General features: G+C 70.0%; 24 protein-coding genes. 3 read left to right on the top strand and 21 right to left on the bottom strand.

The genetic code is table 11. The annotated features are described in order from the left end of the window. Nucleotides 1–45: 45 nt before the first annotated feature. A complete protein-coding gene (locus B8460_RS08335; RefSeq protein ID WP_048861125.1) occupies nt 46–771 on the bottom strand; it encodes an ROK family protein in 726 nt (241 codons plus the stop codon). 43 nt (nt 772–814) lie between these two features. Continuing rightward, complete coding sequence (locus B8460_RS08330) at nt 815–1,450, bottom strand: thiamine pyrophosphate-binding protein (protein ID WP_052945179.1); 636 nt, start codon at nt 1,448–1,450, stop codon at nt 815–817. 84 nt (nt 1,451–1,534) lie between these two features. Here B8460_RS08330 and B8460_RS22870 point away from each other — a divergent pair, with 84 nt between their 5' ends. Beyond that, nucleotides 1,535–2,002: an acyl-CoA thioesterase gene (locus B8460_RS22870; RefSeq protein ID WP_048861124.1), complete on the top strand. Its 468-nt coding sequence runs from the start codon at nt 1,535–1,537 to the stop codon at nt 2,000–2,002. After that, nucleotides 1,995–4,340, top strand: coding sequence for a xanthine dehydrogenase family protein molybdopterin-binding subunit (locus tag B8460_RS08320; protein WP_048861123.1), 2,346 nt, complete (start codon nt 1,995–1,997; stop codon nt 4,338–4,340). Before B8460_RS22870 ends, B8460_RS08320 begins: the two co-directional genes overlap by 8 nt. A 6-nt stretch (nt 4,341–4,346) precedes the next feature. Here the strand turns inward: B8460_RS08320 and B8460_RS08315 are convergent, their stop codons facing one another. The 11 genes from B8460_RS08315 to B8460_RS08265 form a co-directional block, all read right to left on the bottom strand. Beyond that, the gene (locus B8460_RS08315; protein ID WP_048861122.1) at nt 4,347–5,285 is read right to left on the bottom strand and encodes an acetamidase/formamidase family protein; all 939 of its coding nucleotides are present in this window, start codon (nt 5,283–5,285) and stop codon (nt 4,347–4,349) included. A 34-nt stretch (nt 5,286–5,319) separates the two neighbouring features. After that, a complete protein-coding gene (locus B8460_RS08310; protein WP_048861121.1) occupies nt 5,320–6,054 on the bottom strand; it encodes a DUF1028 domain-containing protein in 735 nt (244 codons plus the stop codon). 11 nt (nt 6,055–6,065) lie between these two features. Further along, a complete protein-coding gene (locus B8460_RS08305; protein ID WP_048861120.1) occupies nt 6,066–6,770 on the bottom strand; it encodes an ABC transporter ATP-binding protein in 705 nt (234 codons plus the stop codon). Then, the gene (locus B8460_RS08300) at nt 6,767–8,524 is read right to left on the bottom strand and encodes a branched-chain amino acid ABC transporter ATP-binding protein/permease (protein ID WP_048861119.1); all 1,758 of its coding nucleotides are present in this window, start codon (nt 8,522–8,524) and stop codon (nt 6,767–6,769) included. The genes B8460_RS08305 and B8460_RS08300 overlap by 4 nt, the downstream gene beginning before the upstream one ends. Continuing rightward, nucleotides 8,517–9,353 (bottom strand): branched-chain amino acid ABC transporter permease, encoded by an 837-nt coding sequence (locus B8460_RS08295; protein ID WP_048861118.1) that lies wholly within the window; start codon nt 9,351–9,353, stop codon nt 8,517–8,519. Before B8460_RS08295 ends, B8460_RS08300 begins: the two co-directional genes overlap by 8 nt. Nucleotide 9,354: 1 nt before the next feature. Then, on the bottom strand, nt 9,355–10,524 hold the full coding sequence (locus B8460_RS08290) for a substrate-binding protein (protein ID WP_048861117.1): 1,170 nt from the start codon (nt 10,522–10,524) through the stop codon (nt 9,355–9,357). 94 nt (nt 10,525–10,618) lie between these two features. Further along, the gene (locus tag B8460_RS08285; protein WP_048861116.1) at nt 10,619–10,819 is read right to left on the bottom strand and encodes a hypothetical protein; all 201 of its coding nucleotides are present in this window, start codon (nt 10,817–10,819) and stop codon (nt 10,619–10,621) included. Further along, nucleotides 10,816–11,601 carry a sterol desaturase family protein gene (locus B8460_RS08280; RefSeq protein ID WP_048861115.1) on the bottom strand — a complete coding sequence of 262 codons (786 nt, stop codon included), beginning with the start codon at nt 11,599–11,601 and terminating at the stop codon, nt 10,816–10,818. The genes B8460_RS08285 and B8460_RS08280 overlap by 4 nt, the downstream gene beginning before the upstream one ends. A gap of 78 nt (nt 11,602–11,679) precedes the next feature. Then, nucleotides 11,680–12,342, bottom strand: a complete 663-nt coding sequence (locus B8460_RS08275) for a GntR family transcriptional regulator (protein ID WP_048861114.1) — start codon at nt 12,340–12,342, stop codon at nt 11,680–11,682. After that, nucleotides 12,339–12,635 (bottom strand): DUF6166 domain-containing protein, encoded by a 297-nt coding sequence (locus B8460_RS08270; protein ID WP_048861113.1) that lies wholly within the window; start codon nt 12,633–12,635, stop codon nt 12,339–12,341. Before B8460_RS08270 ends, B8460_RS08275 begins: the two co-directional genes overlap by 4 nt. 46 nt (nt 12,636–12,681) lie before the next feature. Continuing rightward, nucleotides 12,682–13,341: a glutathione S-transferase family protein gene (locus tag B8460_RS08265; RefSeq protein WP_048861112.1), complete on the bottom strand. Its 660-nt coding sequence runs from the start codon at nt 13,339–13,341 to the stop codon at nt 12,682–12,684. Between the two features lie 124 nt (nt 13,342–13,465). Between B8460_RS08265 and B8460_RS08260 the strand changes: the two genes are divergently transcribed. Continuing rightward, nucleotides 13,466–14,344 carry a LysR substrate-binding domain-containing protein gene (locus B8460_RS08260; protein WP_048861128.1) on the top strand — a complete coding sequence of 293 codons (879 nt, stop codon included), beginning with the start codon at nt 13,466–13,468 and terminating at the stop codon, nt 14,342–14,344. On the opposite strand, the gene B8460_RS08255 is transcribed toward B8460_RS08260, so the two are convergent. The 8 genes from B8460_RS08255 to B8460_RS08220 form a co-directional block, all read right to left on the bottom strand. Continuing rightward, nucleotides 14,341–15,135, bottom strand: coding sequence for an FAD binding domain-containing protein (locus B8460_RS08255; protein ID WP_048861111.1), 795 nt, complete (start codon nt 15,133–15,135; stop codon nt 14,341–14,343). The two genes, B8460_RS08260 and B8460_RS08255, sit on opposite strands and share 4 nt — an antisense overlap. A gap of 5 nt (nt 15,136–15,140) precedes the next feature. Beyond that, nucleotides 15,141–17,543: a xanthine dehydrogenase family protein molybdopterin-binding subunit gene (locus tag B8460_RS08250; RefSeq protein WP_048861110.1), complete on the bottom strand. Its 2,403-nt coding sequence runs from the start codon at nt 17,541–17,543 to the stop codon at nt 15,141–15,143. Between the two features lie 3 nt (nt 17,544–17,546). After that, nucleotides 17,547–18,032: a (2Fe-2S)-binding protein gene (locus tag B8460_RS08245; RefSeq protein WP_048861109.1), complete on the bottom strand. Its 486-nt coding sequence runs from the start codon at nt 18,030–18,032 to the stop codon at nt 17,547–17,549. A gap of 5 nt (nt 18,033–18,037) precedes the next feature. Then, nucleotides 18,038–19,162 carry an ABC transporter ATP-binding protein gene (locus B8460_RS08240; protein WP_048861108.1) on the bottom strand — a complete coding sequence of 375 codons (1,125 nt, stop codon included), beginning with the start codon at nt 19,160–19,162 and terminating at the stop codon, nt 18,038–18,040. Nucleotides 19,163–19,164: 2 nt separating this feature from the next. Further along, nucleotides 19,165–20,013 carry an ABC transporter permease gene (locus tag B8460_RS08235; RefSeq protein WP_048861107.1) on the bottom strand — a complete coding sequence of 283 codons (849 nt, stop codon included), beginning with the start codon at nt 20,011–20,013 and terminating at the stop codon, nt 19,165–19,167. Nucleotides 20,014–20,015: 2 nt separating this feature from the next. Then, nucleotides 20,016–20,936, bottom strand: coding sequence for an ABC transporter permease (locus B8460_RS08230; RefSeq protein WP_084623341.1), 921 nt, complete (start codon nt 20,934–20,936; stop codon nt 20,016–20,018). A gap of 14 nt (nt 20,937–20,950) precedes the next feature. After that, nucleotides 20,951–22,351, bottom strand: a complete 1,401-nt coding sequence (locus tag B8460_RS08225; protein WP_241771147.1) for an ABC transporter substrate-binding protein — start codon at nt 22,349–22,351, stop codon at nt 20,951–20,953. Between the two features lie 117 nt (nt 22,352–22,468). Continuing rightward, on the bottom strand, nt 22,469–25,233 hold a 2,765-nt coding region (locus B8460_RS08220), incomplete at its 5' end, for an error-prone DNA polymerase (protein ID WP_048861106.1).

The following is a 25,233-nucleotide window of genomic DNA, read 5'->3' as shown; positions in this document are numbered from 1 at the left end:
GCCCACCGGCTGCTGCGCCGCCACGTCACGTCCGGATGAGGCGCGTCAGGCGGCGAAATCCGCCTCCGGCAGCGCGTCCCACAGCTTCACGCCGCCGGTCAGCCCGGCCTGGTTGGAGACGATCTGCACCCGGGCCGGCAGGTTGAAGCGGATCGACTTCGCGTTGCCGCCGCCGATGTAGAGCGTGTCGTAGTTGGTCAGCGTCGCGAGATAGCCGATCACCCGCTGCACCCGCTTGTTCCAGCGCTTGTGCCCGACCGACGAGAGGGCGGCGTTGCCGACATAGTGGTCGTATGACGTGTCGCTGCGGACCGGGTGCTGGCCCATCTCCAGATGCGGGGCGAGGCGGCCGTCGCGGAACAGCGCGAAGCCCATGCCGGTGCCGAGGGTGATACACACCTCCACCCCCTGCCCGCGGATGACGCCGAGGCCCTGCACGCTGCCGTCGTTGAGGGCGCGCGCGGGCTTGCCGAGGCCCTGCGACAGACGCTCCGTGAGCTTCGTGCCGCGCCACGCATCGGTGCCGAGATTGGGCGCGGTCAGGATGGTGCCGGCGCGCACCACGCCGGGGAAGCCGATCGAGATGCGGTCGAAGCGGTCGAGTTGCCGCGCGAGGTCGATGAGCAGCGGGATGACGACGTCCGGGCCGCCGGGATGCGGCGTATTCGTGCGGACGGGCGCGCCGATCAGCCGGCCGTCATGGTCGAGCAGCGCCGCCTTCAGCCGCGTGCCGCCGATGTCGAAGGCAAGCGTGCGCACGTCGTCGTCCATCCGGCGAAGGCTCCTGTGTCTCAGGCCTGGTGGGAATCAGGGATTATCGTGCGTCGCCGCCTCGCGCGCGACAAGGCAGCGGCGGCCAGTCGCGCACGTCGATCGGCGATCGCGCGGCCGGCGCCTCCATCACCTCGCGCGGCCCCATCAGATACACGGGGCCGGGGGGATCGCTGCGGGCGATCTGCAGCGCCCGGTGGACCAGTTGTCCGACATGGTGGGGCGTGCGGAACTCGTTCTCGTATTTGACATAGCCGCGCACCAGCCCGCGCTGGTCGGCCACGTCCTGTATCCACTGGATGAACTCGTTGCGGCTGCCCGGCAGCTCGCCCTCCTGCGTGAACGGCGAGGCGCCGGCATAGATCAGCACCGGCACCCGTCCCTTCGCCGCGTTGTGCACCGCGCCCGCCAGCGCCTGCGTCCCGCACTCGACATGCACGATGACCGCCTGCGGCCGGCCGCTCGTCTGCGCGTGGCCGTGCGCGCAGGAGAGGGCCACCATCTCGTTCGGACAGATGATCAGGCGTGGCACGGGACGCCCGGTCGCCGCCGCGGCGGCCAGCGTCTCCACCAGCGCCGGATGGTCGCTGCCGAGATTGGCGAACAGATACTCGACGCCCGCTTCCAGAAGCGCGTCGAGAAAGGCGGCGGTGGCCGTGTAGGGCGCGGACCCGGACATGTGCTGTGTCTCCCGTTTGCCGCATCTTGCCCGCTTCGGCGCCGTCCGCTAACGCGGGGTCATCGGGCGACGACGGAGGGTTCCGTGACGGCAGGGCAGGGCGGCGGGCGGCAGACACCCGAGCGGCGCGACGCCTATCGCGCCTTCCGGCGGATCACGACGCGCTGGATGGACAACGATGCCTACCGGCACATCAACAACGTCGTCTATTACTCGTTCTTCGACACGGCCGTGAACGCGCACCTGATCGAGGCGGGCGTGCTCGACATCGCCGAAAGTCCCGTGATCGGCCTCGTGGTCGAGACGCAATGCGCCTATTTCAGCCCGGTCGCCTTTCCCGATACGGTCGATGCCGGTCTGCGCGTGGCGCGGCTCGGCGGCAGCAGCGTGCGCTATGAGGTCGCCCTGTTCCGCAATGACGACGAGACCGCCTCGGCCCAGGGGTATTTCGTGCATGTCTATGTCGATCGCGTGACCAACCGGCCGACCGCGCTGCCGCCGCGCCTGCGCGAGGTCTTGACGGCGTTGCTGGTGCCGGCAGCCGTTGACTGAACCGCCGCTCGGCGCCGCGCTGCCGCGGCGCGAGGATGCGCGGCTGTTGCGCGGTCTCGGCCGTTACGTCGAGGATATCGCTGTCCCCGGCTGCCTGTATGCAGCGTTCGTCCGCAGCCCGCACGCAAGCGCCGTCATCGACCGCATCGACGCGACGGCGACGCGCGCGGTGCCGGGCGTCGTCGCGGTGCTCACCGGCGCCGACCTTGCGACGCTTGCAGCCCCGCTGCGCATCGCGCCGCCGATCGACGGGCTGTACCCGGTCGAGATGCCGCCTTTGCCGATCCACGCGGCGCGCTTCGCGGGCGATCCGGTCGCGATCGTGCTGGCCGAGGATCGCGCCGCGGCGCGCGACGGGGCCGAGGCGGTCGAGGTCGCCTGGTCGCCGCTGGCGGCGGTGACCTCCGTCGCCACGGCCGCCGCCGCGGGTGCGCCGCGCGTCGATTCTGCGTTGCCATCCAACCTGGTCTCCCGCCAGGGCTACGCGACGCCGGGCCTCGCCGATGCCTTCCCCGCCGCGCCCCGCGTCGTGACCGCGCGGTTCGGTCAGCAACGGCAGACGCACGCGCCGCTGGAACCGCGCGGCTGCATCGCATTGTGGGACGAGGGCCGCGCGCATCTGACCATGCGCATCGGCACGCAGGCGCCGCATCCCTACCGCACCGCGCTCGCCGCCCGGCTGGGTCTGCGCGAAAGCCAGGTGACGATCGACTGCCCCGATATCGGCGGCGCGTTCGGGCAGAAGATCGTGGTGCTGCGCGAGGACCTCGCCGTCGCGGCCGCCGCCCGCCTGCTGCGCCGTCCCGTGCGCTGGCACGAGGGACGCGGCGAGAACCTGATCGCCGCCCTGCATGCGCGCGAGGACACGGTCGCGACGCGCGCCGCCGTCGACGACGATGGCACCATCCTCGCGCTCTCCTGCGAGATCGACGCCGATTTCGGCGCGTGGTGCTTCTTTCCCGCCAACTACATGGCGCGGGTGATCGCGCTCATCCTCCCCGGTCCGTACCGGATCGCGCAGTACGGCTACGACGTGCGCGTGTGGCTGACGAACAAGGCGCCGTCCGGGCCGATGCGGGCGCCGATGGCGATCACGTCATGGGTCATGGACGGGACGCTCGACGCGGTCGCGCGGGCACTGGATCGCGACCCGCTGGAGGTGCGGGCGCGCAACCTGCTGCGTCCCGCCGATCTGCCGTATGTCACCGCGACCGGCGAACGCTACGACGCGATCACGCCCGCCGCGACGCAGGACGCGGCGGCGACGGCGATCGGCTATGCGGCGGCGCGCGCGCGGCAGAGGACGGACGACGGGCCGCTGCTCGGCATCGGCCTCTGCAACGTCGTCGAGAGCACGACCTATGGCTCGGCCTTCTACAAGGCGGCCGGCATCCCCGGTTCGGGACACGAGGCGGCGTCCGTCCGGGTCGAGCCGTCCGGCGCGGTGATCGGCAGCTGCGGCCTGATGGGCTCGGGTCAGGGCTACGAGACCACGCTCGCCCAGGCGCTCGCCGCCGGGCTCGGCGCCGCGCCCGACGACGTGGTGGTGCAACTCGGCCATACTGACATCGCGCCCTATGGCATGGGCAGTCGCGGCGCGCGTGGCGCGACGGCCGGCGGCGGGGCACTCTTCCTCGCGGGCCAGCGCATGCGCGCGAAGGTGCTGGCGATCGCCGCCGCGATGCTGGGCCTCAACGCGGCCGACGCGCTCACGCTGCGCGACGGCGTCGTGCTGCGGCGGATCGACGATGCGTGGCAGCCGGCCGGCCTCACGCTCGCCGACATCGCGCGTCTGGCGTATCTGGACCCGCTGCGCCTGCCGCCGGGTGTCGAGCCTGGGCTGCACGTCGTGCTTGCCTATGATCCGCCGGCGATGACCTACAGCAACAGCACCCACGCCTGTCTGGTCGAGATCGACCGCGCCACCGGCACGCCGCGCATCCTCCGCTATGTCGTCGCGGAGGACGCGGGCACGCGCATCAATCCGCTGGTGGTCGCCGGGCAGACGCAGGGCGCGACCTCGATGGGGCTGTCGGGCGCGTTGATGGAACATGCGGCGTATGACGCCGACGGGCAGGCGCTGGCCGGCAGCTTCATGGACTACGCGGTCGCGCGCGCCGCCGACCTGCCGGATTTCGACCTGCACCACCTCGATACCGCCAGCCCGGCGACGCCGGCCGGGATCAAGGGCATGGCGGAGGGTGGCACGATGGGGGCGATCGGGGCGCTGATGAACGCGGTCAACGACGCGCTCGCGCCGGTCGGCGCGCATCTCGATAGCGGCCCCGCCACGCCCGCCCGTATCTGGCAGGCGCTGCGCGCGGCGGGGGCCGTATAGCGGCGCCTACAGGTATTTCTTGGCGAGCAGCATGTGCACGCCCTTGTTGCCGTCCACCGTCTGCGTCACGCGCAGATCGCCGATCAGGCTGCACAGCATATAGGCCTGGTTGCGATTGAGGTTCGTGCGGGCGCAGACATGCTTCACCATCTCGCGCACCGCCTGCTTCGCCGCGTCGTCGAGATCCTCGTCGAGTCCGATCGACATCAGATGGGTCGGCGTCTCGGCAAAGGGGAAATCGACGCGGAAATCGCGCCGCACCGTCAGCCGGAAAGAGCCCGCGAGCCCGGTCTCCAGCGCCGTGATGCACACCTCGCCGTCGCCCTGCACGCCATGCCCGTCCCCCGCGAAGAACAGCGCACCCTCGTTGAAGACCGGCAGATACAGCGTCGCGCCGGGCTTCAGCTCCTTGTTGTCCATGTTGCCGCCGAACGCGCGCGGCACCGGCGAGGCGCAGCGGCCCCAGGCGCGCGGCGGCGCCACGCCGATGATGCCGAAAAACGGATCGAGCGGCAGTTCCGTGCCCCAGGGCAGCGTGCAGACATTGCGGGCATGGTCGATGCGCGGATGGATGTGCTCGTAATCCGTGAACTCCTCGGGCAGCGTGCCGAGCAGCGGCAGGATCGCGACGAAGCCCCAGTCCATCGTCGGCTTCGCGTCCAGGATGTCGACCTGCAGCGTGTCGCCGGGCTTCGCGCCGCGCACATAGACCGGGCCGGTGATGAAGTGCGGCCCGGGACCGGGCGGCAGCGTGTCGAGCGCCGCGAGGTAGTCGGCCGGCCACAGGCTCCGATCCGCCGGCAGCGACTCCCGCCCGCCCGCCGGGAAGGACGACAGGGTGACGGTGTCCCCGGAATCGACCTCCAGCACCGGCTGCGTGGTCGCGTCGAGATAGCCGAGCACCATGTTTTCTGGCGTCGGCGGGATCGTGTGGTGCATGGGCATGCGGGCTCCTGCTGGTATATCGGCACCGACCGGATCAGACGCTGCCGCCACCGCCGGGCCGATACGGCGGCGGGATGAGCAAGGTTCGCACCACGGCCTCCGGCGCGGGCGGCGGCGCGCTGCCCCGGCGGGTCATCCCCGCGATGAACGGCCGCAACTGCGCGAGATAGATCGGCCAGATGCGGCGCAGTTCGGCCACCGGGTGACGGTGCTCGTCCACGCGCAGGTCGACGAGCGGATAGGCTTCCGCCTCGTACACGACCAGCGCGGCGGATTGCTTGCCCCGTTTGTCGCCTCCCATCGCCTGTCCTGCCTCCAGCGTCAGCAGCAGCCGTTCCGCGAGCTCGCTCGCCTCGCTGCCGAGGAAGGCGGCTTCCATCGCTTCCAGCACCTCGGGGCCGGTCAGCATGTTGCCCTGGATCGCGTATCCCGCGCCGGTTCGGTGCCCGAACCAGGGCGTGCAGTCCTCGCCCGTGAACGCCGCCGCCCGTCCGGCCGCATCGACCACGCCGATCTGACGCACGCCGCGCGACGGGTCCGCGGCCAGTGCCGCCGCCAGCGCCGTTTCCGCCGCATCGCCCGCCGCCAGCCGGTCGAGCGCATCGACCGCGAGGTAGGGATTCACCCAGGCCTGGGTGGAGACCGCCCCGACCGCCGCGACGATGCGCGGGCAGATGGCGCCGACGGCCGGAACCGCCGTGCTCACCGCGACGCCGAGCTGCCCGGTGCGCGGGCAGCGCGCCGCGATCGAGAACGTGTTGAGCTGCATGCGTCCTCCCGTCAGACCGACAGATGCGCGGCCACGCGCGCCGCGGCGTCCGCATCCGCCGGCCCCTCGTCGGCGATCTCGCCCCGCGCCAGCACCGCATAGCGGTCGGCGACGGACAGCGCGAAGCCCACGTTCTGTTCGACCAGCAGCACGGCGATCCCGGACGCCGCCCGCTCGGCGCGCACCACCTCGCCCAGCCGCGTGATCACCGACGGCTGCAACCCTTCGGTGATCTCGTCGATCAGCAGCAGGCGCGGGCGCGTCAGCAGCGCGCGGGCCATGATGAGCATCTTCTGCTCGCCGCCGCTCAATGTCCCGGCGCGCTGGCGCTGACGGCTGGCGAGGAACGGAAAGAACGCCGCCAGCCGCTCGATGCCCGCCTGCATGTCGCGGACGCCGCGCGGCAGGGCGAGACGCAGGTTCTCGCCGACCGTCAGCTCCTGAAAGATCGCCCGGTCCTGCGGGCCATAGGCGACGGCGCGGGCGGCGCGCCGGTGCGGGGGCGTGCCGGTGACGTCCGCCCCCGCGATGCGCACGCGCCCCGCGCGTGCCGGGAGGAAGCCCATGACGGTCTTGAGCAGCGTCGTCTTGCCCATGCCGTTCTTGCCGAGGACCGCGACCACCTCGCCCGGCGCCACCGACAGGCGCACGTCGCGCAACACCATCGATTCGCCATAGCCGGCGGTCACGCCGTCGATATCCAGCGCCGCGCTCATGCCGCCGCCGGCTCCGGTGTCCCGGTGTAGATGCTGCGCACAAGCTCCGATCCCGTCACCTCCGCCACGCTGCCGTCGAGCAGGATGCGGCCCTGATGCAGGACGATGATGCGCGAGCTGATCTCGCGCACGAACTCGAGGTCGTGTTCGACCAGCAGGATGCACAGGCCATGTCGGCGGACGAGGTCGGTCAGGATGCCGCCGATCAGCGTGCGCTCGCCCTTGGTCAGCCCCGCCGTCGGCTCGTCGAGCAGCAGTACGCGCGGCTGCATCGCCAGCACCATCGCCAGCTCCAGCGCCTGCTTCGCCCCGTGCGACAGGTGGCGGACCTCCGTTGCCAGCGCGTCCTCCAGCCCCGTCGCCTGAAGCACGAGCCGTGCGGCGGCGGGCAGGGCGATCGACTGCGCGCGCCGCCAGGGCGACAGCCGCTCCTGCCGCGCGCGCGCGATCCGCAGCGCGTCCGCGACGGTCAATGTCTCGAATACGTTCGGGGCCTGGAACTTCCGCCCCAGCCCGAGCCGGACGCAGGCTTCCGGCGCCGCGCGCCCGATCGGCGTGCCCTCGATCGCGACGCTTCCGCCGCTGCGCTCGGCGCCGTCGGACAGGCAGCGGATCAGCGTCGTCTTGCCCGCGCCGTTCGGGCCGACAAGGCTGACCAGCTCGCCCGCCCGCGCGGTGAAGTCGATGCCGTCGAGCACCCGCAGGCTGCCGTAATGGCGCGACAGACCCGCGACGGCGATGGCCGGCTTCGCCGCATCGCCGCCCACCTCGGCATCGGCGACCGTCGCGAGCGCGGGCGGCGCCACCGCGCGCGGACGCCGGCGCGCGAGCGAGGCGACCGCCGGACCGATCCCCTGCGGCATCAGCACGATCACGACGATGAACACGAGACCCACGATCAGCTGCCAGATGAAGGGCAGCGTGCCGCCCAGATAGGCGCTCGCGTAGTCGATCAGCACCGCGGCCGCCGCCGGCCCGTACAGCGTGCCGCGACCGCCCAGCGCCACCCAGATCACCAGCTCCGTGCCGAACTGGAAATTGCCGAGATCGGGCGCGATCACGTCCGTGTAGCCGGCATAGGCATAGCCGGCGAGGGCGGCGATCACCGCCGCGCCCGCCAGCAGCACGCCCTTCACCCGCGCGGTCGCGATGCCGCAATAACGGCACCGCTGCTCGTTCTCGCGTATCGCGACCAGCAGGCGTCCGGCATCGCTGCGCACCAGGATCGCGCCGAGCACCACGGCCGCCAGCAGGAACAGGCCCGCGATGCGGAACCACCCCTCCATCGACACGTCGAACGTGTCGAATCCCGACAGCCCGCTGCTCGATCCGGTGAAATCGCCGCCGGAATAGATCAGCTGCACGAAGATCACCGCCTCGACCAGCGTGATGACGGAGATATAGAGCGGGGTCACGCGCGGCCCGAAGCCGAGCCAGGCGATCAGCCACGCGACCAGCGCCGAGACCGCGCAGCCGGCGGCGAGCGCGCCGAGGGCGACGCCGGGCGACAGGCCGATCTGCGTCACCGCGAGGCCGAACGCATAGGCGCCAATGCCGAAATACGTCGCCTGTCCAAAGGACAGCACGCCGCAATAGCCCCACAGGATGTCGACCGTGACCGCGATCGCCCCGAACAGGAAGGAGCGGATCAGGATGCTGATCGCGTACTGATCGAGCGCGAGCGGGGCGGCGAGCACCAGCGCCGCCGCGATCGCCACCGCGACGCCACCGCGCAGCAGGGGCGTCCTAGCCACGCGCGAAGCCCGCCGGGCGGATACGCAGCAGCACCGCCGCCAGGACCACGATCGACAGCGCGCCCAGCACCGGGTTGCCATAGGTGCTGATCACCACCTGCGCCCCGCCCAGCAGCAGCGAGGCGAGGCCGAGGCTCGCCAGCGACGTGCCGGAGACCAGCACCAGCATGAAGGCGTTGAGCAGCCACGGCACGCCCATCAGCGGATCGACGCTCAGCAGCGGCGTGATCAGCGCGCCCGCGAACGCCGCGAGCCCGGCGCCGAGGGCGAAGGTGACGAAGCGCACGCGGGTGCTGTCGATGCCGAGCCCCTGCGCCAGTTCCTCGTTCATGATGACGGCGCGTGCCTCGAGCCCGAGCCGGGTGCCCTGCAACAGCGCCGCGAGCGCTGCCGCGAGCAGCACCGCGACCACCAGCATGATCAACCGCCACGCCGAATAGTCCGTCCCGAACGCGGCCACCGCGCCGCTGACCGGGCTTGGCACGAAATTGGTGCCGCGGCCGAAGGCTAGGGTAATCAGCTGCACGATGACGATGCCGAGGCCCCAGGTCGCCAGGATCGCATCCAGCGGCCGGCTATACAGCGGCCGGACGATCACCCGCTCTACCGCCGCGCCGAGGACGACGCCCGCAACGAAGGCGGCGGGTGCCGCCAGCCACGGGCTGCCGCCGGCCTGCGTCACCACCAGCGCCGCATAGCCGCCGACGGTCAGGAACCCGCCATGGGCGAAGTTGATGATCTTCAGGACGCCGAAGGTGATCAGCAGGCCGGCGGCGACCACGAACAAGATCGCCGCCGTCGTCGCGACGTCGAGCAGAAGCCCGATCAAGTCACGACTTCAGCTTCGGGCACTGATTGCCGGGATCGACATGCGGGAAGGTCTTGATCACCTTCACGCTGCCGTCCGGCTGCACCTGTCCCAGATACATGGTCAGCGGTGCGTGGTGCTGATGATCCATCGTGATCGCGCCGCGCGCGCCGGTGAACGACACGTGGGGCAGGGCGGCCAGCACCGCCTTGGTGTCGAAGCTGTGCGCTTTCTCGACCGCGGCCTTGTACAGGTAGATCCCGTCGTATTCCGGCTCGGACAGGTCATTGGGCGTCTTGACCTTGTCGCCGAACATCTTGTCGAGACCGGCGATGAAGGCCTTGTTCTCCGGGCTGTCGATCGTCGTCAAATAGGATTGCGAGATGTAGACGCCGGCGGCATCCGCGCCGATCGCCTTCGCCGTCCCTTCGTCCACCGCGAGGTTGCCGAACAGCACCTTTACACCGGCGGCACGCAACTGCTTGGTCAGCGTGACGTTCGGCGCGCCGCCGGCGGTCGACGTGATCAGCGCGTCGGGCTTGTCCGCGCGTATCTTGCTGATGACGGACGTCCAGTCGGACGCGTCCATCGGCAGATACTCCTCGTCCAGCACCTTGCCGCCATGGGCCGTGATGTATTTGCGGGTGTATTCAAGCATGCCGCGCCCGAAGGCATAGTCGCTGCCGGCGAGGAAGAAGGTCTTGGCGCCCTTCTCCTTCATGAAGTAGTCGACGATCGACGCGACCTGCTGATCCGGCACCCACGCATCGACGAACAGATAGGGGCTGCAGGACCGTCCCTCGTAATAGGACGTGTAGATGAACGGCACCTTGCCGCGCGCGACGACCGGAAGGCCGGCATTGCGGGCGGCACTCGTCTCCATGGTGATGATGGCGTTCACGTGGTCCTGGAAGATCAGCGACGTGAACGCCTTGACCGCGCCGTCCGCGCCGCTGCCGTCGTCCGCGACCGCGAGTTCGACCTTGCGTCCGAGGATACCGCCATGGGCGTTGATCTCGGCGGCGGCAAGCTGCGCCGCCTGAACGACCGAGGGTGCGACGACCGAGTTGGCGCCCGACAGGCCGACCGGAATCCCGATCTTCGCCGTCTGATCCGCCGCTCGCGCCGGCACGCCCGCGCCCGCTGCTACCAATGCCGTCGCCGCCAGCACGCCGAGCGTCGCACGCTTCATCACGCCGTCCTCCCGCTTTGTCCCTGTCTGGACAGGGTGCCGCAGGGAAGCACATTCCAGGCCAGACGCAAGAGCGCCGTCATGCGCCGGGCGTCTAAAGATCGGCGATGCGTATCCAGGCGCCGACCGCCGCCCCCGCCGGCAGGCCGAGTGCCGCCACCACCGCGCCCGCACCCGCCTCGCGCGCGATCAGCGCCCACAGGACGGCGACGCAGATGCCCACCGCGATCCCGCCGATCAGGCTCGCGCGCGCGCGCTTGAGCTTGCCGGCGGGCGCGTTCGCCAGCGCGCTCATTCCGCCGCGACCGTCACGGTGTGGCCCGCGGACGGGTCGTCATGCGTGTTGCGCACACGCTTGAGGTCGCGCGCCACGTGCCGCGTCGAATAACCGTTGAACAGATGACCCAGCAGGCCGCGCCGCAGGTCGGACGTGCCGAATACCCAGTCGGCGATCGGATAGGTCAGGTTGAAGTTACGCTCCATCATGATCGCCGTGTTGTGGTGGGCGATGTGATGGCGGCGGATGCTGTTGACCAGCGGGATGTGCCGGACGATCCGGTCGTCCTTGACGTGACAGCAGTAATGGAACAGCTCGTAGTTCAGATACAGCCCCACGTTCGTCAGCAGCAGCAGCCAGCCGGCATTCGGCAGCCCGACCGCCATCAGCGCGGCCGCCGCGGGCAGGCTGATCACGATGAAGGCGACCAGCGCATAGGGCGGGAAGAAGACGATGCGGAAATCGCGGCTGTCGTCGAACGACGGCTCGCTTTCCGTGAAGAACTGATGGTGCGCGAGCGTGTGGCGCTTGTAGATGCCCATGAAGCCCGGCACCGGCCGGTGCATGACGAATTTGTGGATCCACCACTCGAACACGTTGGAGATCACGAAGGCGACCGGCACCACCAGCCAGTCGTACCAGGCGACGCCGTGCAGCTGCCGCGCGCAGTACCAGATCGTCGCGAAGCCGATCGCCGCGATCAGCGCCACATGCAGCCATCCGTCATAGGCCCGCGCGATGCGGGCGCGGAAATCGGCGCGGAACGCCGCCTGCCGCGCGGTCTGCCGTGTTGTCGGCATGGTCGCCTCCCCGGTCGTGATAGGTCACTAATATATCAGAGCCATGCCCGCGCGCAAGCGCCGACACCGGCCCGGGTCTCAGGCCGCCGCGTGCAGGGTGGCGCGGGTGAAATCCTCCAGATAATCCATCAGCCGGTCGGACGCGGCCGCGGCGATGTCGGGATGCCCGGCCGCCACGGCCTCCGCCACCTCGGCGTGCAGGCGGGCCGCCAGCGGCAGGTCGGCGCTCTGGCGCCAGTGGATGTACCAGAAGCGGCGCGCCAGACCGTGCATCAGCTGCATCGCGGCCTCGGCGAACTCGTTGCGCGCCGCCGTCATCAGCAGCAGGTTGAACGCGCGGTCGAGCCGCAGGAACGCCGTCTCGTCGTTGCTGTCCGCACTCAGCCGCATCTCCGCCGCGATCTCGGCGAAGCGGGCCCGTTCTCGCGCGTCGGCCCGCCTTGCGGCGGCGCGCGCGATCAGTCGCTCCAGCTCCCGCCGTGTCTCCAGCAGCCGCAGCTGGGTGCCGACATTGACCTCGGAGACGACAATTCCGCGCCGCGGCAGGATCTGCACCAGATGCTCGCGCGCCAGACGCTGCAACGCCTCGCGCACCGGGGTCCGGCCAAGGCCCAGGCGCTCGGCCAGCATCGCCTCGCTGACCACCGCGCCGGGCTCGAGCGCCAGGGTGACGATCTGCTCCTCCAGCGCGCGATAGGCCCGCTCGGTCAGCGGCGCGGCAGGCAGCTGGCGTCCGGTCATTCGGCCAGCCGCGCCAGCGCCGCATCGATGTCGGCGCCCGTCATCCGCCACGCATTGTCGAGCTCGGCCACGACCCGGCGCATGAACGGTTCGGTCAGACGCAACGCCGCCTGATCGTCGCCCAGGTGATCGGCCAGCAGCGCGAGGGCGAGCTGGCGCGGCCCGTCGCCCTCATAGGTCCATTCGAACCCGGTCCGGCTGTAGCGGCGCAGGTCGTGGCGCGGGTCGAGCGGCCGCCCGTCGACCGTCACCTGCGCCCCGTCCAGATCGCGCCCGCCCTCGTAGATCTTCATCCGCCGTGTCTAGCGAGGGCGGCCGGGTCGCGTCCAGGCTGACATATCACTCCGGTGCCGCTTCCGGCTCCGGTGGCGGCTCGCGGCCCCGGGCGATCACGGCGTCGTCGATCCCCTGGGCCCGCAGCAGCGCGGGCCTGGTGGCGAGCCGCTCGTGATAGGTGACGAAGGCAAGCCGGGGTTCGATGCTCCCGAACCGCAGGCCGAAGCCGATCTGCGATCCGACATACACGTCCGCCGCGCTGAACCGCTCGCCCAGGAGATACGGCCCCTCGCCGAGCGCCGCCTCCAGCCCGTCCATCGCCCGCTCGTAGCTGCCATAGCCGGCCATCGCCGCCCGCTCCGGCGGCACGGTGACGCCGAGCGCCCGGTTCGTCACCGCTGCCTCGACCGGCCCGGCGGCGAAGAACAGCCAGCGGTAATAGGGCCCACGCAGCCGGTCGCCCGGCGGCGGCGCCAGACCCGCGTCGGGGAAGGCGTCGGCGAGATAGGCGCAGATCGCGGCCGTTTCGGTGATGACGGCATCGCCGTGGCGCAGCGCCGGCACCTTGCCCATCGGATTGACCGCCAGATAGGCGGGAGATTTCATCGTGGTGCCGTAGTCGAGCAGCACGCACTGATACGGCGCCCCGACCTCCTCGAGCATCCAGCGCGCGATACGCCCGCGTGACATCGGGTGTGTATAAAGAACAAGCTCGTCGCTCATGTCCGCCTCGCCGCCCTGCCTGTGTGCCCGCCATAGGCGGCTAGCACGGACCGCACGTGCCTGTCAGGCGCGACCGGACGCACGCGGCCGGTGACGGCATTGCGATTGCATGGAGGTGGTGGCGATGAATCTGATCAGCCTCGACGTGCGCATGCTGCGGTCGCTGATCTCGGTCGTGGAGACGGGCAGCATCACCGAGACGGCCCGGCGCCTCGGTCGTACCCAGCCCGCTATATCACTTCAGATCCAACGACTGGAGGATCTGACCGGCCGGTCCCTCATCACCTTCGACAACCGCCGGGTGGTGCTGAGCGAGGACGGGGCGCTTGTCCTGTCCTATGCGAAATCCATCGTGCGCATGCACGACGAACTGCTCTCGCGCCTCGCCTCGCCGCAGATCGAGGGGCATGTCGTCCTCGGCACGCCCGATCTGTATGCCGCCAACATCCTGCCGCCGATCCTGAGCGTCTTCTGCCGCGCCTTTCCGCGCATCCAGGTGGAGCTGCGCTGCGTCCTCTCGACGCCGCTGGTCAGCCAGGTCAAGCGCGGGGATGTCGACATCGCCCTCGTGACCCGCATGAACGACTTCACCGGCGGCCGCGTCGTGCATCGCGAACAGCTCATCTGGATGGTCGCCGCCGGGTCGAGGGCGCATCAGGAAAGCCCCGTGCCCCTCGCGCTGCTGCCAAGCGGCAACATCTTCCGCGAACACGCGATCGCCGCCCTCGACAGCGTCGGCCGGCCCTGGCGCATCGCCTGCGTCAGCGAAAGCGCGAGCGGGCTGCTGGCCGCCGTGTATGCCGGCATGGCGGTCACCGTGCTCGGCCGCAGCGCCCTTGCCAACGGGCTGCGCGCCCTCGACGACGACGGCTTCCCGCCGCTCCCGTCGGTGGAACTACTCCTCTACAAATCGTCGGGCGCCACCTCCGCCGCCGCCGGCGCGCTGCATGACTATCTCCAGCATTACCTCAGCCTCGGTCCGATGCCCCGCGTCGGCACCTAGGCCAGGGCCGCCGCGACCGCCCGCCGCGCCATCACGCCGACCAGATGCGCGCGGAATGACGGCTCGGCATGGATGTCGCCGTTGAGCCCCTCGGGCGGGACGGTGAGGCCGGCCAGCGCGTCCCGCGTGAACGCGGCGTCCAGCGCCCGCTCCATCTGCGGCACGCGGAACACGGACGAGGCGGCGCCCGTCACCGCGACGCGCACGCCGCCGGCGCCGCGGGCGACGAATACGCCCACGATCGCATAGCGCGACGCCGGACTGCGGAACTTGGCATAGCCGGCGGCGGCGGGGACCGGGAAGCGGACGCCGGTGATGATTTCCCCCGGTTCGAGCGCGGTCAGGAACAGGCCGCGAAAGAATGCGTCGGCCGGGATGGCGCGCCGGTCGGTCACCACCTCGGCGCCGAGCGCCAGGACTGCGGCCGGATAGTCGGCGGCCGGATCGGCGTTCGCCAGCACGCCGCCCAGCGTGCCGCGGTTGCGCACCTGCGGATCGCCGATGCCGCCAGCGAGCGCGGCCAGCGCCGGGATCGTGCCGGCCACGACCGGGCTCGCCGCCACGTCGGCGTGCGTCGTGCCGGCGCCGACGTAGAGAACGCCGTCGGTCGCGCTGATCCCCTGCAGCGGCGGCAGGCGCGACAGATCCACCAGCATCGCGTGTGCGGCCAGCCGCTGCTTCAGCACGGGCAGCAGGCTCATGCCGCCGCCGAGCGCGACCGCGCCCTCGGCGGCGAGCAGCGCGGATGCCTCGGACAGGTCGGCCGGACGGCGGAACGTGAAGGGTTGCATGCGACCTACTCCGCCGCCTGTGGCAGCTGCGCCGTCTGCATCACGCGCCAGATGCGGTTGGGACTGGCCGGCATGTCGACATGGGTGATGCCCAGCCCCGACAGCGCATTCACGATCGCGTTCGTCACCGCCGCCGGCGATCCGATGGTGCCCATCTCGCCGCACCCCTTGGTCCCGAGGTCGGTATGTGAGCAGCGCGTATTGTGCGTCTCCACGTGCATGCGCGGCATCATGTCGGCGCGGGGCATGCAGTAGTCCATGAACGAGCCGGCCACGAGCTGCCCGCTGCCCTCGTCATAGGCCGCGTTCTCGCACAACGCCTGACCGACGCCCTGCACGATGCCGCCATGCAGCTGGCCCGCCACGATCATCGGATTTATGACGGTTCCGACATCGTCCACGGCGACATAGGAGACGAGCCGCACGCTGCCGGTCTCGCGGTCGATCTCGACCTCGGCGATATGCGCGCCACCCGGATAGGTGAAATTGACCGGATCATAGAACGCCTGCTCCTCCAGCCCCGGCTCGAGGATTTCCAGCGGGAAGTCGGCGGGCACATAGGCCGACAGGCTGATCTCCTCGAAGCTGCGCGTCCGGTCGGTGCCGGCGACCCGGAAGGTGCCGCCCTCGAACACGACGTCATCGATCGCCGCCTCCATCTGGTGGGCTGCGATCTTGCGGCCCTTGAGGATGATCTTGTCCGCCGCCTTCGACAGCGCGGTGCCGCCGACCACGAGCGACCGCGAGCCATAGGTGCCCATGCCGAACTGCACGCGGTCGGTATCGCCGAACACGATATCCACGTTCTCGACCGGCACGCCGAGCTTCTCCGAGACGATCTGCGCGAATGTCGTCTCGTGGCCCTGCCCGTGGCTGTGCGTGCCCATCAGCGCCGTGACATGCCCGGTCGGATGCACGCGGATCGCGGCACTTTCATACAGGCCGCCGCGCGCGCCGAGCCGGATCGCGATGCGCGACGGCGCGAGGCCGCAGGCCTCGATATACGTGCTGATGCCGATGCCGCGGTAGACGCCGCGCCGGGCCGCCGCCTCGCGTCGCGCCGGGAAACCGGCCCAGTCCGCGATCTCCAGCGCGCGATCCATGCAGCCGACCGGATCGCCGCTGTCGTACTGCACCATCACGGGCGTCTGATACGGATAGGCGTCGGCGGTGATCATGTTGCGCCGGCGGATGGCGATGCGGTCCATACCCAGCTCGGCCGCGCAGACATCGACGAGGCGCTCCAGCACGAACGTCGCCTCCGGCCGCCCGGCGCCGCGATAGGCGTCCACCGGCACCGTGTTGGTGAAGACGCACTTCACTTCGCAATGGATCGCCGGCGTCGTGTACACGCCGGCCAACAGCGGCGCGTAGAGATTGGTCGGGATGTTCGGGCCGAATGTCGAGAGGTAGCCGCCCATGTTGGCGAGGGTGGAGACGCGCAGCGCGAGGAACTTGCCCGTCTCGTCCAGCGCCATCTCCGCCTCGGTAACATGGTCGCGCCCGTGCGCGTCGGAGATGAACCCCTCGCTGCGTTCGCAGACCCACTTGACCGCACGGCCGAGACGGCGCGCCGCCCAGGTGACGACCGCCTCCTCGGCGTAGTGGAACTGCTTGACGCCGAAGCCGCCGCCCACGTCCGGCGCGACCACCCGCAGCTTGTGCTGGGGAATCTTCAGCACGAAATTGCCCATCAGCAGCCGCACCACATGGGGGAACTGCGACGTCGTCCACAAGGTCGTGCGGTCGCCGGCCGGGTCGTACTCCGCGACCGCCGCGCGCGGCTCCATCGGGTTGCCGACAAGGCGGTTGTTGACGAGACTGAGGCGCGCCACGTGCGCCGCTCCTGCAAAAGCGGCGTCCACCGCCGCGCGGTCGCCCATCTCCCAGTCGCAGCAGAGATTGCCCGGCGCCTCGTCGAACAGCACCGGCGCGTCGGGGCGCACGGCGTCCAGCACGTTCACGACGGACGGCAGGACGTCATAGGCGACCTCCACCACATCCGCCGCCTGCCGTGCCGCCTCGGCCGTCTCGGCGACGACGAAGGCGACGGCGTCGCCGACATAGCGCACCTTGCCGAGCGCGAGCGCGGGATGCGCCGGCTCCTTCATCGGTTGCCCGTCGCGTCCGGTGATGCCCCAGCCGCAGGGAATGCCGCCCACCTCATCGGCCGCGAGGTCCGCGCCGGTGAGCACCGCGAGCACGCCCGGCACCACCCGCGCCGCTTCCGTATCGATGGCGCCGAGGGAGGCGTGCGCGTGCGGCGAGCGCACGAAGACGCCGAACGTCATGCCCGGCCGCTTCAGGTCGGCGACATAGTTGCCGCGCCCGGTCAGGAAACGCCGGTCCTCCTTGCGCAGGATCGAGGCGCCGATGCCGGTCGGATTGGCGGGGAGATTGTCCAGCATGGCTCAGGCCTCCTTGCCCGCGTGCATCGCCGCCGCGCCGGCGATGACCGACGCGACGATGTTCTGATAGCCGGTGCAGCGGCAGAGATTACCCTCGAGCGCCGCCCGCACGTCGGCCTCGTCCGGCGCCGCATGATCCGCGGCATAGGCGACCGCGGTCATGACCATGCCCGGCGTGCAGAAGCCGCATTGCAGGCCGTGATTCTCGTGAAAGGCACGCTGCATGGGATGCAGGTCGTTGCCGCCCGTCGTCGCGGCCAGCCCCTCGATCGTCAGCACGCGGCTGCCGTCGGCACTTGCCGCCAGCATCGTGCACGATTTCACCGCCCGCCCGTCCACGTGCACGACGCATGCGCCGCACTGGCTGGTGTCGCAGCCGACATGCGTGCCCGTCAGGCCGAGGGTGTCGCGCAGGAAATCGACGAGCAAGGTCTCATCGGGAGCCGACGCCCGTACAGTCTGTCCGTTGACCTCCAGCATCAGGTCCATCCGTGTCACTCCGTTGTGAGCTGATGCGCTTCGTCCATGTCCCAGCCGAAGCTCGCGGTGCTGCCGAGGGCGACCGGCGCGCGGAAATATGCCCCCTCGTCGACATAGGCGACGAAATCGCCGGCCGGCGCGACGAGGGTGACCTTGACGAACGTGCCCTGGTATTCGACCGCGCGGACCTGCCCGGTGATGCTGTTCGGCGCGCCATCGGTGGCGGGGCGCACCCGGTCGCGCCGCACGGCGAAGGCCACAGTCCGCCCGACCGGCATCGCCTGCGTGCCGATGCGCAGCACATAGCCCGCGCCGCCGGGCCCGCGCAGCGTGGCGATGCCGCCTTCCGACGTCTCGACGACCCCGCTCAGGACGTTCTGCCCGCCCATGAAGCGCGCGACATAGGCGCTGTCCGGCTGCGTGTAGATCGCGCGCGCCGTGGCCGCCTGTCGGATTCCGCCATCGGCCATCACCACCACCTGATCGGCGACCGCGACGGCTTCCAGCTGCGTATGCGTCACATGGATGAAGGTGATGCCCAGTTGCTGCTGCATCGCCTTCAGCTCGGCACGCATCTGCAGGCGCAGGAACTCATCCAGCGCCGACAGCGGCTCGTCGAGCAGCAGCACGCGGGGCCGCGTGATGATTGCGCGGGCGAGCGCCACGCGCTGCTGCTGGCCGCCGGATAGTTGCCCCGGCAGCCGTGTCGCCAGCGCGGTGAGCTGCACCTGTTCGATCACCCGGTCCGCCTCGCGCAGCCGCTCCGCGCGCCCGACCCCGCGCACGCGCAGGCTGAAGGCGACGTTGTCGCGCACCGACAGATGCGGGAACAGCGCGTAACTCTGGAACATCATCGCGGTGCCACGCGCCCGCGGCGGCTGCCCGACGACATTGGCGCCGTCGATCAGGATCTCGCCCTCGCTCGGTTCCTCGTGGCCCGCGATCATGCGCAGCGTCGTCGTCTTGCCGCAGCCGCTGGGGCCGAGCAGGCAGCAATAGCTGCCGGGCGGGATGCGCAGGTTGACGCCGTCCACGGCCAGCGTGCCGTTCGGGTAGCGCTTGACCAGGCCCGCCAGCTCGACGGCGCCGGGCGCCGCGCCCGCGCGGGCAACGGCGGCGGGGTCGACGGTCGCGTCCACCCTCATGCCCTCCGCATGGCGATGCCGGCCGCGCGCCGTCGCTGGATGAGCGCGATCGCGCCGAGGGCGACGCCGATGACCACGAACGACACGGCCGTCGTGACGGTGCCGAGCGCGTAGATGGAGGGCGAGGTCACGTTCTGCGTCATGCTCCAGATCTCGATGGGCAGCGTGTTGTTGGAGCCGACCGACTGCAACGTGCGGGCGAACTCGTCATACGACAGGGTGAAGCCGAAAAGCGCGACCGCGATGATGCCCGGCAGCAGGATCGGCACCACGACGAGGCGCAGGCTTTGCAGCGGCCGCGCGCCGAGATCGCGCGCCGCCTCCTCGTACGACCGCGAGAACCGTCCGAAGATCGCGAACATGATCAGCAGTCCGAACGGGAGGGTCCAGGACAGCTGCGCGCCGAGCGCGGAGGTATACCAGGTCGGCTCCCAGCCGAGCAGCTGGAACATCAGCCCGATCCCGATCCCGAGCACGTAGCCCGGCGCCACCAGGCTTGCCACCACGAGCGCGAACAGCACGCCGCTGCCCGGGAAGCGCGTGCGGAACGCCATGCCGGCGGCGAAGCAGACGACGACCGTGATCACCATCACGACCAGCGCCAGCGGCAAGGAGCGCGAGATGGCGCCCACCAGATCGCCGGTATCGCCCTGGTCGATCAGCTGCCGGAACCAGTGCAGGCTGAAGCCGCGCATCGGGAACGACAGTCCGCCCTGCGGTCCGGAGAACGACAGCACGTAGATGCAGAGCATCGGACCATACAGGAACAGGACATAGGCCCCGAAGAAGGCGGCGAGGGCGTAGAACGTCCAGGGACGGCGGCCGCTTGTGGAGGTGATCGCCATGCTCAGCGGTCCCCCACCAGTTCGCGCCGTATGTCCACCAGCCGCATGATCGACGCCACCAGCACGCCGAGGACGATCAGCAGGACAACGGCGCTGGCCGCGGCGTGCGGGAACAGCAGCGTGGAGATATCGTCCACCATGGCCGAGACGACCGAGGCCGCGCCGCCGCCGCTCATGATCTTGACCACGTAGAAATCGCCCATCACCAGCGTGATGACGAACACGGATCCCAGCACGACCCCGCTGCGCACCAGCGGAAAGACAACCATGCGCATCGTCTGCCAGCGGCTCGCGCCCGCATCCATCGCCGCCTCGAACAGCGCGGGATCGATGCGGCTCATCGCGTTGAAGATCGGCACGATCATGAAGATCGTGAACAGATGCACGTAGGACACGACCACCGCGAAGTCCGAATACAGCAGGAATTGCAGCGGCTGATGGATGATGCCGAGGGCGAGCAGCGCCGCGTTGATCGCCCCCTGCTTGCCCAGCAGCGGCAGCCAGGAAATCATGCGGATGATGTTCGACGTCCAGAACGGCACCGTGCAGACCAGGAACAGGCCGATCGCGATCAGCTGGTTGCGGACGTGGAATACCAGGAAGTAGGCGACGAGGAAGCCGATCACCACCGTCGCCGCCCACGTCATCACCGCGAGCTTGATCATCGTCAGATAGAGCGAGGCGGTCAGCCAGGAGCCGAGGACGCTCTGGTAATTCTCGAACGTGAAGGCCGGTATGACGGCGAAATTGTCGTAGCGGAAGAAGCTGACCGCCACCACCACTGCGAGCGGTGCCACGACGAACGCCACCAGCACGAGCCCGAGCGGCATCGCCAGCAGCACGGACGAGAGCGGCCAGCGCCGCTCCGCCCGTGCCCGTGCCCGCGCCCGTGGCGGCGTCAGGACGCCGGCCGTGGCCGACATGCCGTGCCCTCCGCTCAGGCCGATTTGAACTCGTTCCATCGCTGGATCATGTACTGGTTCTCGTTCATGACCGTGTTCCAGCAGGAGATGTTGCTGAACCGCTCGATGAAGCTGCCGCCATCGCGCACCGACCCCGGCTTGGCGATCACCGCGCCGTACGGGTCCTTGATGTTCTCCTTCGCCGGCTTGCCGAGATACCAGTAGTCGTACTCGTTGGCGGTCATGAACTTCTCCGCCGTCTTCGGCACCGGACTGTAGTAGCCGTGCCGCGCGACGAAGGCGCCCTGCCAGCCCGAATAGTACCAGTTCAGGTACTCATAGGCCGCGCCAAGCTTCTTGCCCTTGAGATGCTTCATCAGGCCGAGGCCGTTGCACCAGCCGCGATAGCCCTCGGTGCCGTCCGGCCGCTGGTTCACCGGGGCGTAGACGCAGGGGATCGACTTCGCGAGCACCGCGGTCACCGCCGGCGACCACATGCTCTCGATCTCCACCTCGCCGGAGGCCATCAGCTCGACCGATTGTTCGAACGTGGTCCAGGTGGCGCGGAACTGCCCCTGCTTCTTGAGCGCGATCAGCGCGTCGATCGTCTTGTCGATCTCCGCGCGGGTCATGTTGCCCTTGTTCTTGTAGCGCAGGTCACCGCGCGATTCGAGCGCGAGGGCGGCATCCATGATGCCGATGTTCGGCACGTCCAGGATCGCGGCCTTGCCCTTAAAGGCGGGCGACAGCAGCTCCTTCCACTGCGTGACCGGATGGCCGACGAGGTCGGGGCGATAGCCGATCGAGTCCGCGTTGTACACCTGCGGCAGGAACGACACGTATTCGTGCACGCCGTCCACGATCTTCGTCGCCGACGGGTCCGAGACGTACATCACCTCATAGGCGGAGATGCCCTGGCGGCTGACCTTCTTGCCGCCATACTCGCCCTTGGTGAAGATCGGCAGGAAGTTGTCGAACTCCTTGATCTTCTTGCTGTCGATCGCCTGCAGGATGCCGCGCGGGGCGCACACCTTCACCTGCCACGCCTCGAGGTCAGGGATGTCCACGCTCTGCGGCTGGGTGATGAAGCGCGTCAGCGCGGTCGAGGTGTCGAGATTCTGCATCGCGACCTTGAAGCCGAGATCCTTCGACGCCTGATCGCCGATCGCCTGCACCACGGAATACGAAACGCCGATGTGGCGCAGCGTTATGTCCTTGATGTCCTGCGCCCAGATGGTGGGAAACCCGCCGATCGCGGTGCCTCCGGCGACGCCCGCCGCGGCGGCGGCCGTGCCTTGCAGCAACCGACGTCGCGTGATCCCGGGGCCGTCGGTTGCATCCGTATCGACAGCCGGCCGGCCGCCCTGTTTCCCCGTCGTCGCGCGCATCGCCCCGATCTCCCACCCGCTGTTGAGCGCGACGGTGCGGGATCGCATGCCGAAAGCGCAAATCTGAAATCACTATGACGCATATAGTCGCGCCTTATGGCGACCAGGAAAGCATCGCTCCGCCGCAAAATCTCGCACATGCTGACCATTCCGCGGGCAATCCGGTCAGCGGAAATCCCGTGTGCGCACCTTGATGCGGTCCGGCGCGTGTCCGGACAGGGGCGGGAAAATGTCGCGCGGGCGCAGGCCGCGCGGCGGGCGGGCGGCGGCCTCGCGCGGATCGGGACCACCCGCGTGCGTCGCCTCGTCGCCGCGACCGTGTCGCTGCGGGAACGGCGCGTCCCGCGCGCCCACGCTCGCCAGCAGCGGCGACAGGTCGGCGATCCGGTCGGCCACGACGTGCACCACCAGCCCTTCGCGCTGCAACCGTCCGTCGCATTGCAGCATGCCGGCGCCGAGGATCACGGGACGCGTCCTCTCGAACAAGGACGGCCAGACGATCAGGTTGGCGTGTCCCGTCTCGTCCTCGATGGTGATGAACGTGACCCCCTTCGCCGAGCCGGGCCGCTGGCGCACCAGCACGAGGCCGGCCACACTCACCCGCCCGCCGTCGCGCACGGCGTCCAGGCCGCCGCACGGCGTGACGCCGCGCGCCGCGAGGTCGCCGCGCAGAAACGCCGCCGGATGGGCGCGCAGCGTCAGGCCGACGCTGTGATAATCGTCGACCACCATTCGCCCGTCGGTCATGGCGGGCAGGGCGGTCGGGGCTTCCGCCACCTCCTCCCTGTTCGCGAACAGCGGCAGCGCGGTATCGCCCAGCGCCCGCACCGCCCACAGCGCGGCGCGGCGATCGAGGCCGAGCGAGCCGAACGCGTCCGCCTCGGCCAGCCGCTCCAGGGCGGCGACCGGCACCCCGCTGCGCGCATGCAGCTCCTCGGGCGACGTATAGGGTCCCGCCTCGCGCACCGATGCGATGCGCGCCCCGTCGCCGTTGGCAAGCCCGCGCGCCATGCGCAGCCCGAGCCGCACCGCGTCGTACCCGCCGCCCGCCCGCTCCAGCGTGCAGTCCCACCGGCTGTGATTGACGTCGATCGGGCGCACCTCCACGCCGTGCGCGCGCGCATCCCGCACGATCTGCGCCGGCGCATAGAACCCCATCGGCTGCGCGTTGAGCAGCGCGCAGCAGAACACGTCGGGATGGTGGCACTTCATCCACGAACTCGCATACGCGATCAGCGCGAAGCTCGCGGCGTGGCTTTCGGGAAACCCGTAGCTGCCGAACCCCTCGATCTGGCGGAACGTGCGCTCGGCGAAGTCGCGGTCATAGCCGCGCGCCGCCATCCCCTCGATCAGCTTGTCGCGGAAATGGCTCACGCCGCCGGTCATCTTGAACGTCGCCATCGACCGGCGCAGCTGGTCCGCCTCGCTTGGCGTGAAGCCGGCGCAGACGATCGCGACCTTCATCGCCTGTTCCTGGAACAGCGGCACGCCGAGCGTCTTCTCCAGCACGCCACGCAACTCGGGCGACGGGTATTCCGGCTTCTCGCGCCCCTCGCGCCTGCGCAGATAGGGATGCACCATGTCGCCCTGGATCGGGCCCGGCCGCACCACCGCGACCTCGATGACGAGGTCGTAGAACGTCGCCGGCTTCAGCCGCGGCAGCATCGACATCTGCGCCCGGCTCTCGATCTGGAAGACGCCGAGCGTGTCGGCACGCTGGATCATCGCATAGGTGTCGGGATCTTCCGGCGGTATCTCGCGCATGTGGCGCGGTCCCGTGCCGCGCGCCGCCAGCAGGTCGAAGGCGCGGCGCATGCAGCCGAGCATGCCGAGGCCGAGCACGTCGACCTTCATGAACCGCAACGCCTCGATATCGTCCTTGTCCCACTCGATCACCTGCCGGTCGGCCATGCGCGCCGGCTCGATCGGCACCAGTGTGTCCAGCCGGTCCTGCGTCAGCACGAAGCCGCCGGGATGCTGGCCCAGATGGCGCGGGAACCCGATCAGCTCGCGCGCCAGCCCGATCGCGAGTTGCAACCGCCGGTCCTCGGCATTGAGGTTGAGCGCGCGGGCGTTCTCCTCCCCCACGCCCTCGCGGCTCCAGCCCCAGACCTGACCCGCGAGCCCTGCCGTCACGTCCTCGCTCAGCCCGAGCGCCTTGCCCACCTCGCGCATCGCGCCGCGCGCGCGAAACCGCGTGACCGTCGCGCACAGCGCGGCCCGGTCGCGGCCATAGGTGCGGTAGACGAACTGGATCACCTCCTCGCGCCGCTCATGCTCGAAATCGACGTCGATGTCGGGCGGTTCGCGCCGTTCGGCGGAGATGAAGCGCTCGAACAGAAGGTTGCCCTGCACCGGATCGATCGCGGTGATGCCGAGCACGTAGCAGACGGCGCTGTTGGCCGCGCTGCCGCGCCCCTGGCACAGAATGCCCTTTGACTGCGCCCAGCGGACGATGGTGTTCACGGTCAGGAAATACGGCGCGTATTCCATCTCGCCGATCAGCCGCAGCTCGTGGTCGAGCTGCCGCCGCACCGCGTCCGGCACGCCGTCCGGATAGAGGCGCGCCGCCCCCTCCCATGTCAGCGCCTCCAGCGTCTGCTGCGCCGTCAGCTCGGGATCGTCGCGCTCGTCCGGATACTGGTAGCGCAGGTCGCCGAGGTCGAAGCGGCAGCGGGCCACGATCTCGGCGCTGGCGGCGATGGCGTCGGGGTGGCGGCGGAACAGCCGCGCCATTTCCTGCGGCGTCTGCAGATATCGCCCGGCGCTGCGCTCGCGGTCGAAGCCGGCGTCGTCGATGCGCCGGCCGGTGCGTATGCAGGTCAGCACGTCCTGCAGCACCCGCCGCTGCGGCGCATGGTACAGCACGTCGTTGGTCACCACGGTCGCGACCCGCGCCGCCCGCGCCGCCCGCCGCCACGCGCGCAGCC

This window comes from Acidisphaera rubrifaciens HS-AP3, assembly GCF_000964365.1.
GTDB classification, from domain to species: domain Bacteria; phylum Pseudomonadota; class Alphaproteobacteria; order Acetobacterales; family Acetobacteraceae; genus Acidisphaera; species Acidisphaera rubrifaciens.
This window is presented reverse-complemented; position numbering and strand designations above follow the sequence as displayed.

Excerpts from the sequence above, each read along its gene's own strand:
- B8460_RS08255 (WP_048861111.1), bottom strand. The coding sequence starts at position 15,135 with ATGCAACCCTTCACGTTCCGCCGTCCGGCCGACCTGTCCGAGGCATCC.
- B8460_RS08290 (WP_048861117.1), bottom strand. The coding sequence starts at position 10,524 with ATGAAGCGTGCGACGCTCGGCGTGCTGGCGGCGACGGCATTGGTAGCA.
- B8460_RS08330 (WP_052945179.1), bottom strand. The coding sequence starts at position 1,450 with ATGTCCGGGTCCGCGCCCTACACGGCCACCGCCGCCTTTCTCGACGCG.
- B8460_RS08315 (WP_048861122.1), bottom strand. The coding sequence starts at position 5,285 with ATGCCCATGCACCACACGATCCCGCCGACGCCAGAAAACATGGTGCTC.
- B8460_RS08280 (WP_048861115.1), bottom strand. The coding sequence starts at position 11,601 with ATGCCGACAACACGGCAGACCGCGCGGCAGGCGGCGTTCCGCGCCGAT.
- B8460_RS08305 (WP_048861120.1), bottom strand. The coding sequence starts at position 6,770 with ATGAGCGCGGCGCTGGATATCGACGGCGTGACCGCCGGCTATGGCGAA.
- B8460_RS08335 (WP_048861125.1), bottom strand. The coding sequence starts at position 771 with ATGGACGACGACGTGCGCACGCTTGCCTTCGACATCGGCGGCACGCGG.
- B8460_RS08245 (WP_048861109.1), bottom strand. The coding sequence starts at position 18,032 with ATGGACCTGATGCTGGAGGTCAACGGACAGACTGTACGGGCGTCGGCT.
- B8460_RS08235 (WP_048861107.1), bottom strand. The coding sequence starts at position 20,013 with ATGGCGATCACCTCCACAAGCGGCCGCCGTCCCTGGACGTTCTACGCC.
- B8460_RS08265 (WP_048861112.1), bottom strand. The coding sequence starts at position 13,341 with ATGAGCGACGAGCTTGTTCTTTATACACACCCGATGTCACGCGGGCGT.
- B8460_RS08275 (WP_048861114.1), bottom strand. The coding sequence starts at position 12,342 with ATGACCGGACGCCAGCTGCCTGCCGCGCCGCTGACCGAGCGGGCCTAT.
- B8460_RS08270 (WP_048861113.1), bottom strand. The coding sequence starts at position 12,635 with ATGAAGATCTACGAGGGCGGGCGCGATCTGGACGGGGCGCAGGTGACG.
- B8460_RS08285 (WP_048861116.1), bottom strand. The coding sequence starts at position 10,819 with ATGAGCGCGCTGGCGAACGCGCCCGCCGGCAAGCTCAAGCGCGCGCGC.
- B8460_RS08230 (WP_084623341.1), bottom strand. The coding sequence starts at position 20,936 with ATGTCGGCCACGGCCGGCGTCCTGACGCCGCCACGGGCGCGGGCACGG.
- B8460_RS08260 (WP_048861128.1), top strand. The coding sequence starts at position 13,466 with ATGAATCTGATCAGCCTCGACGTGCGCATGCTGCGGTCGCTGATCTCG.
- B8460_RS08250 (WP_048861110.1), bottom strand. The coding sequence starts at position 17,543 with ATGCTGGACAATCTCCCCGCCAATCCGACCGGCATCGGCGCCTCGATC.
- B8460_RS08310 (WP_048861121.1), bottom strand. The coding sequence starts at position 6,054 with ATGCAGCTCAACACGTTCTCGATCGCGGCGCGCTGCCCGCGCACCGGG.
- B8460_RS08225 (WP_241771147.1), bottom strand. The coding sequence starts at position 22,351 with ATGCGATCCCGCACCGTCGCGCTCAACAGCGGGTGGGAGATCGGGGCG.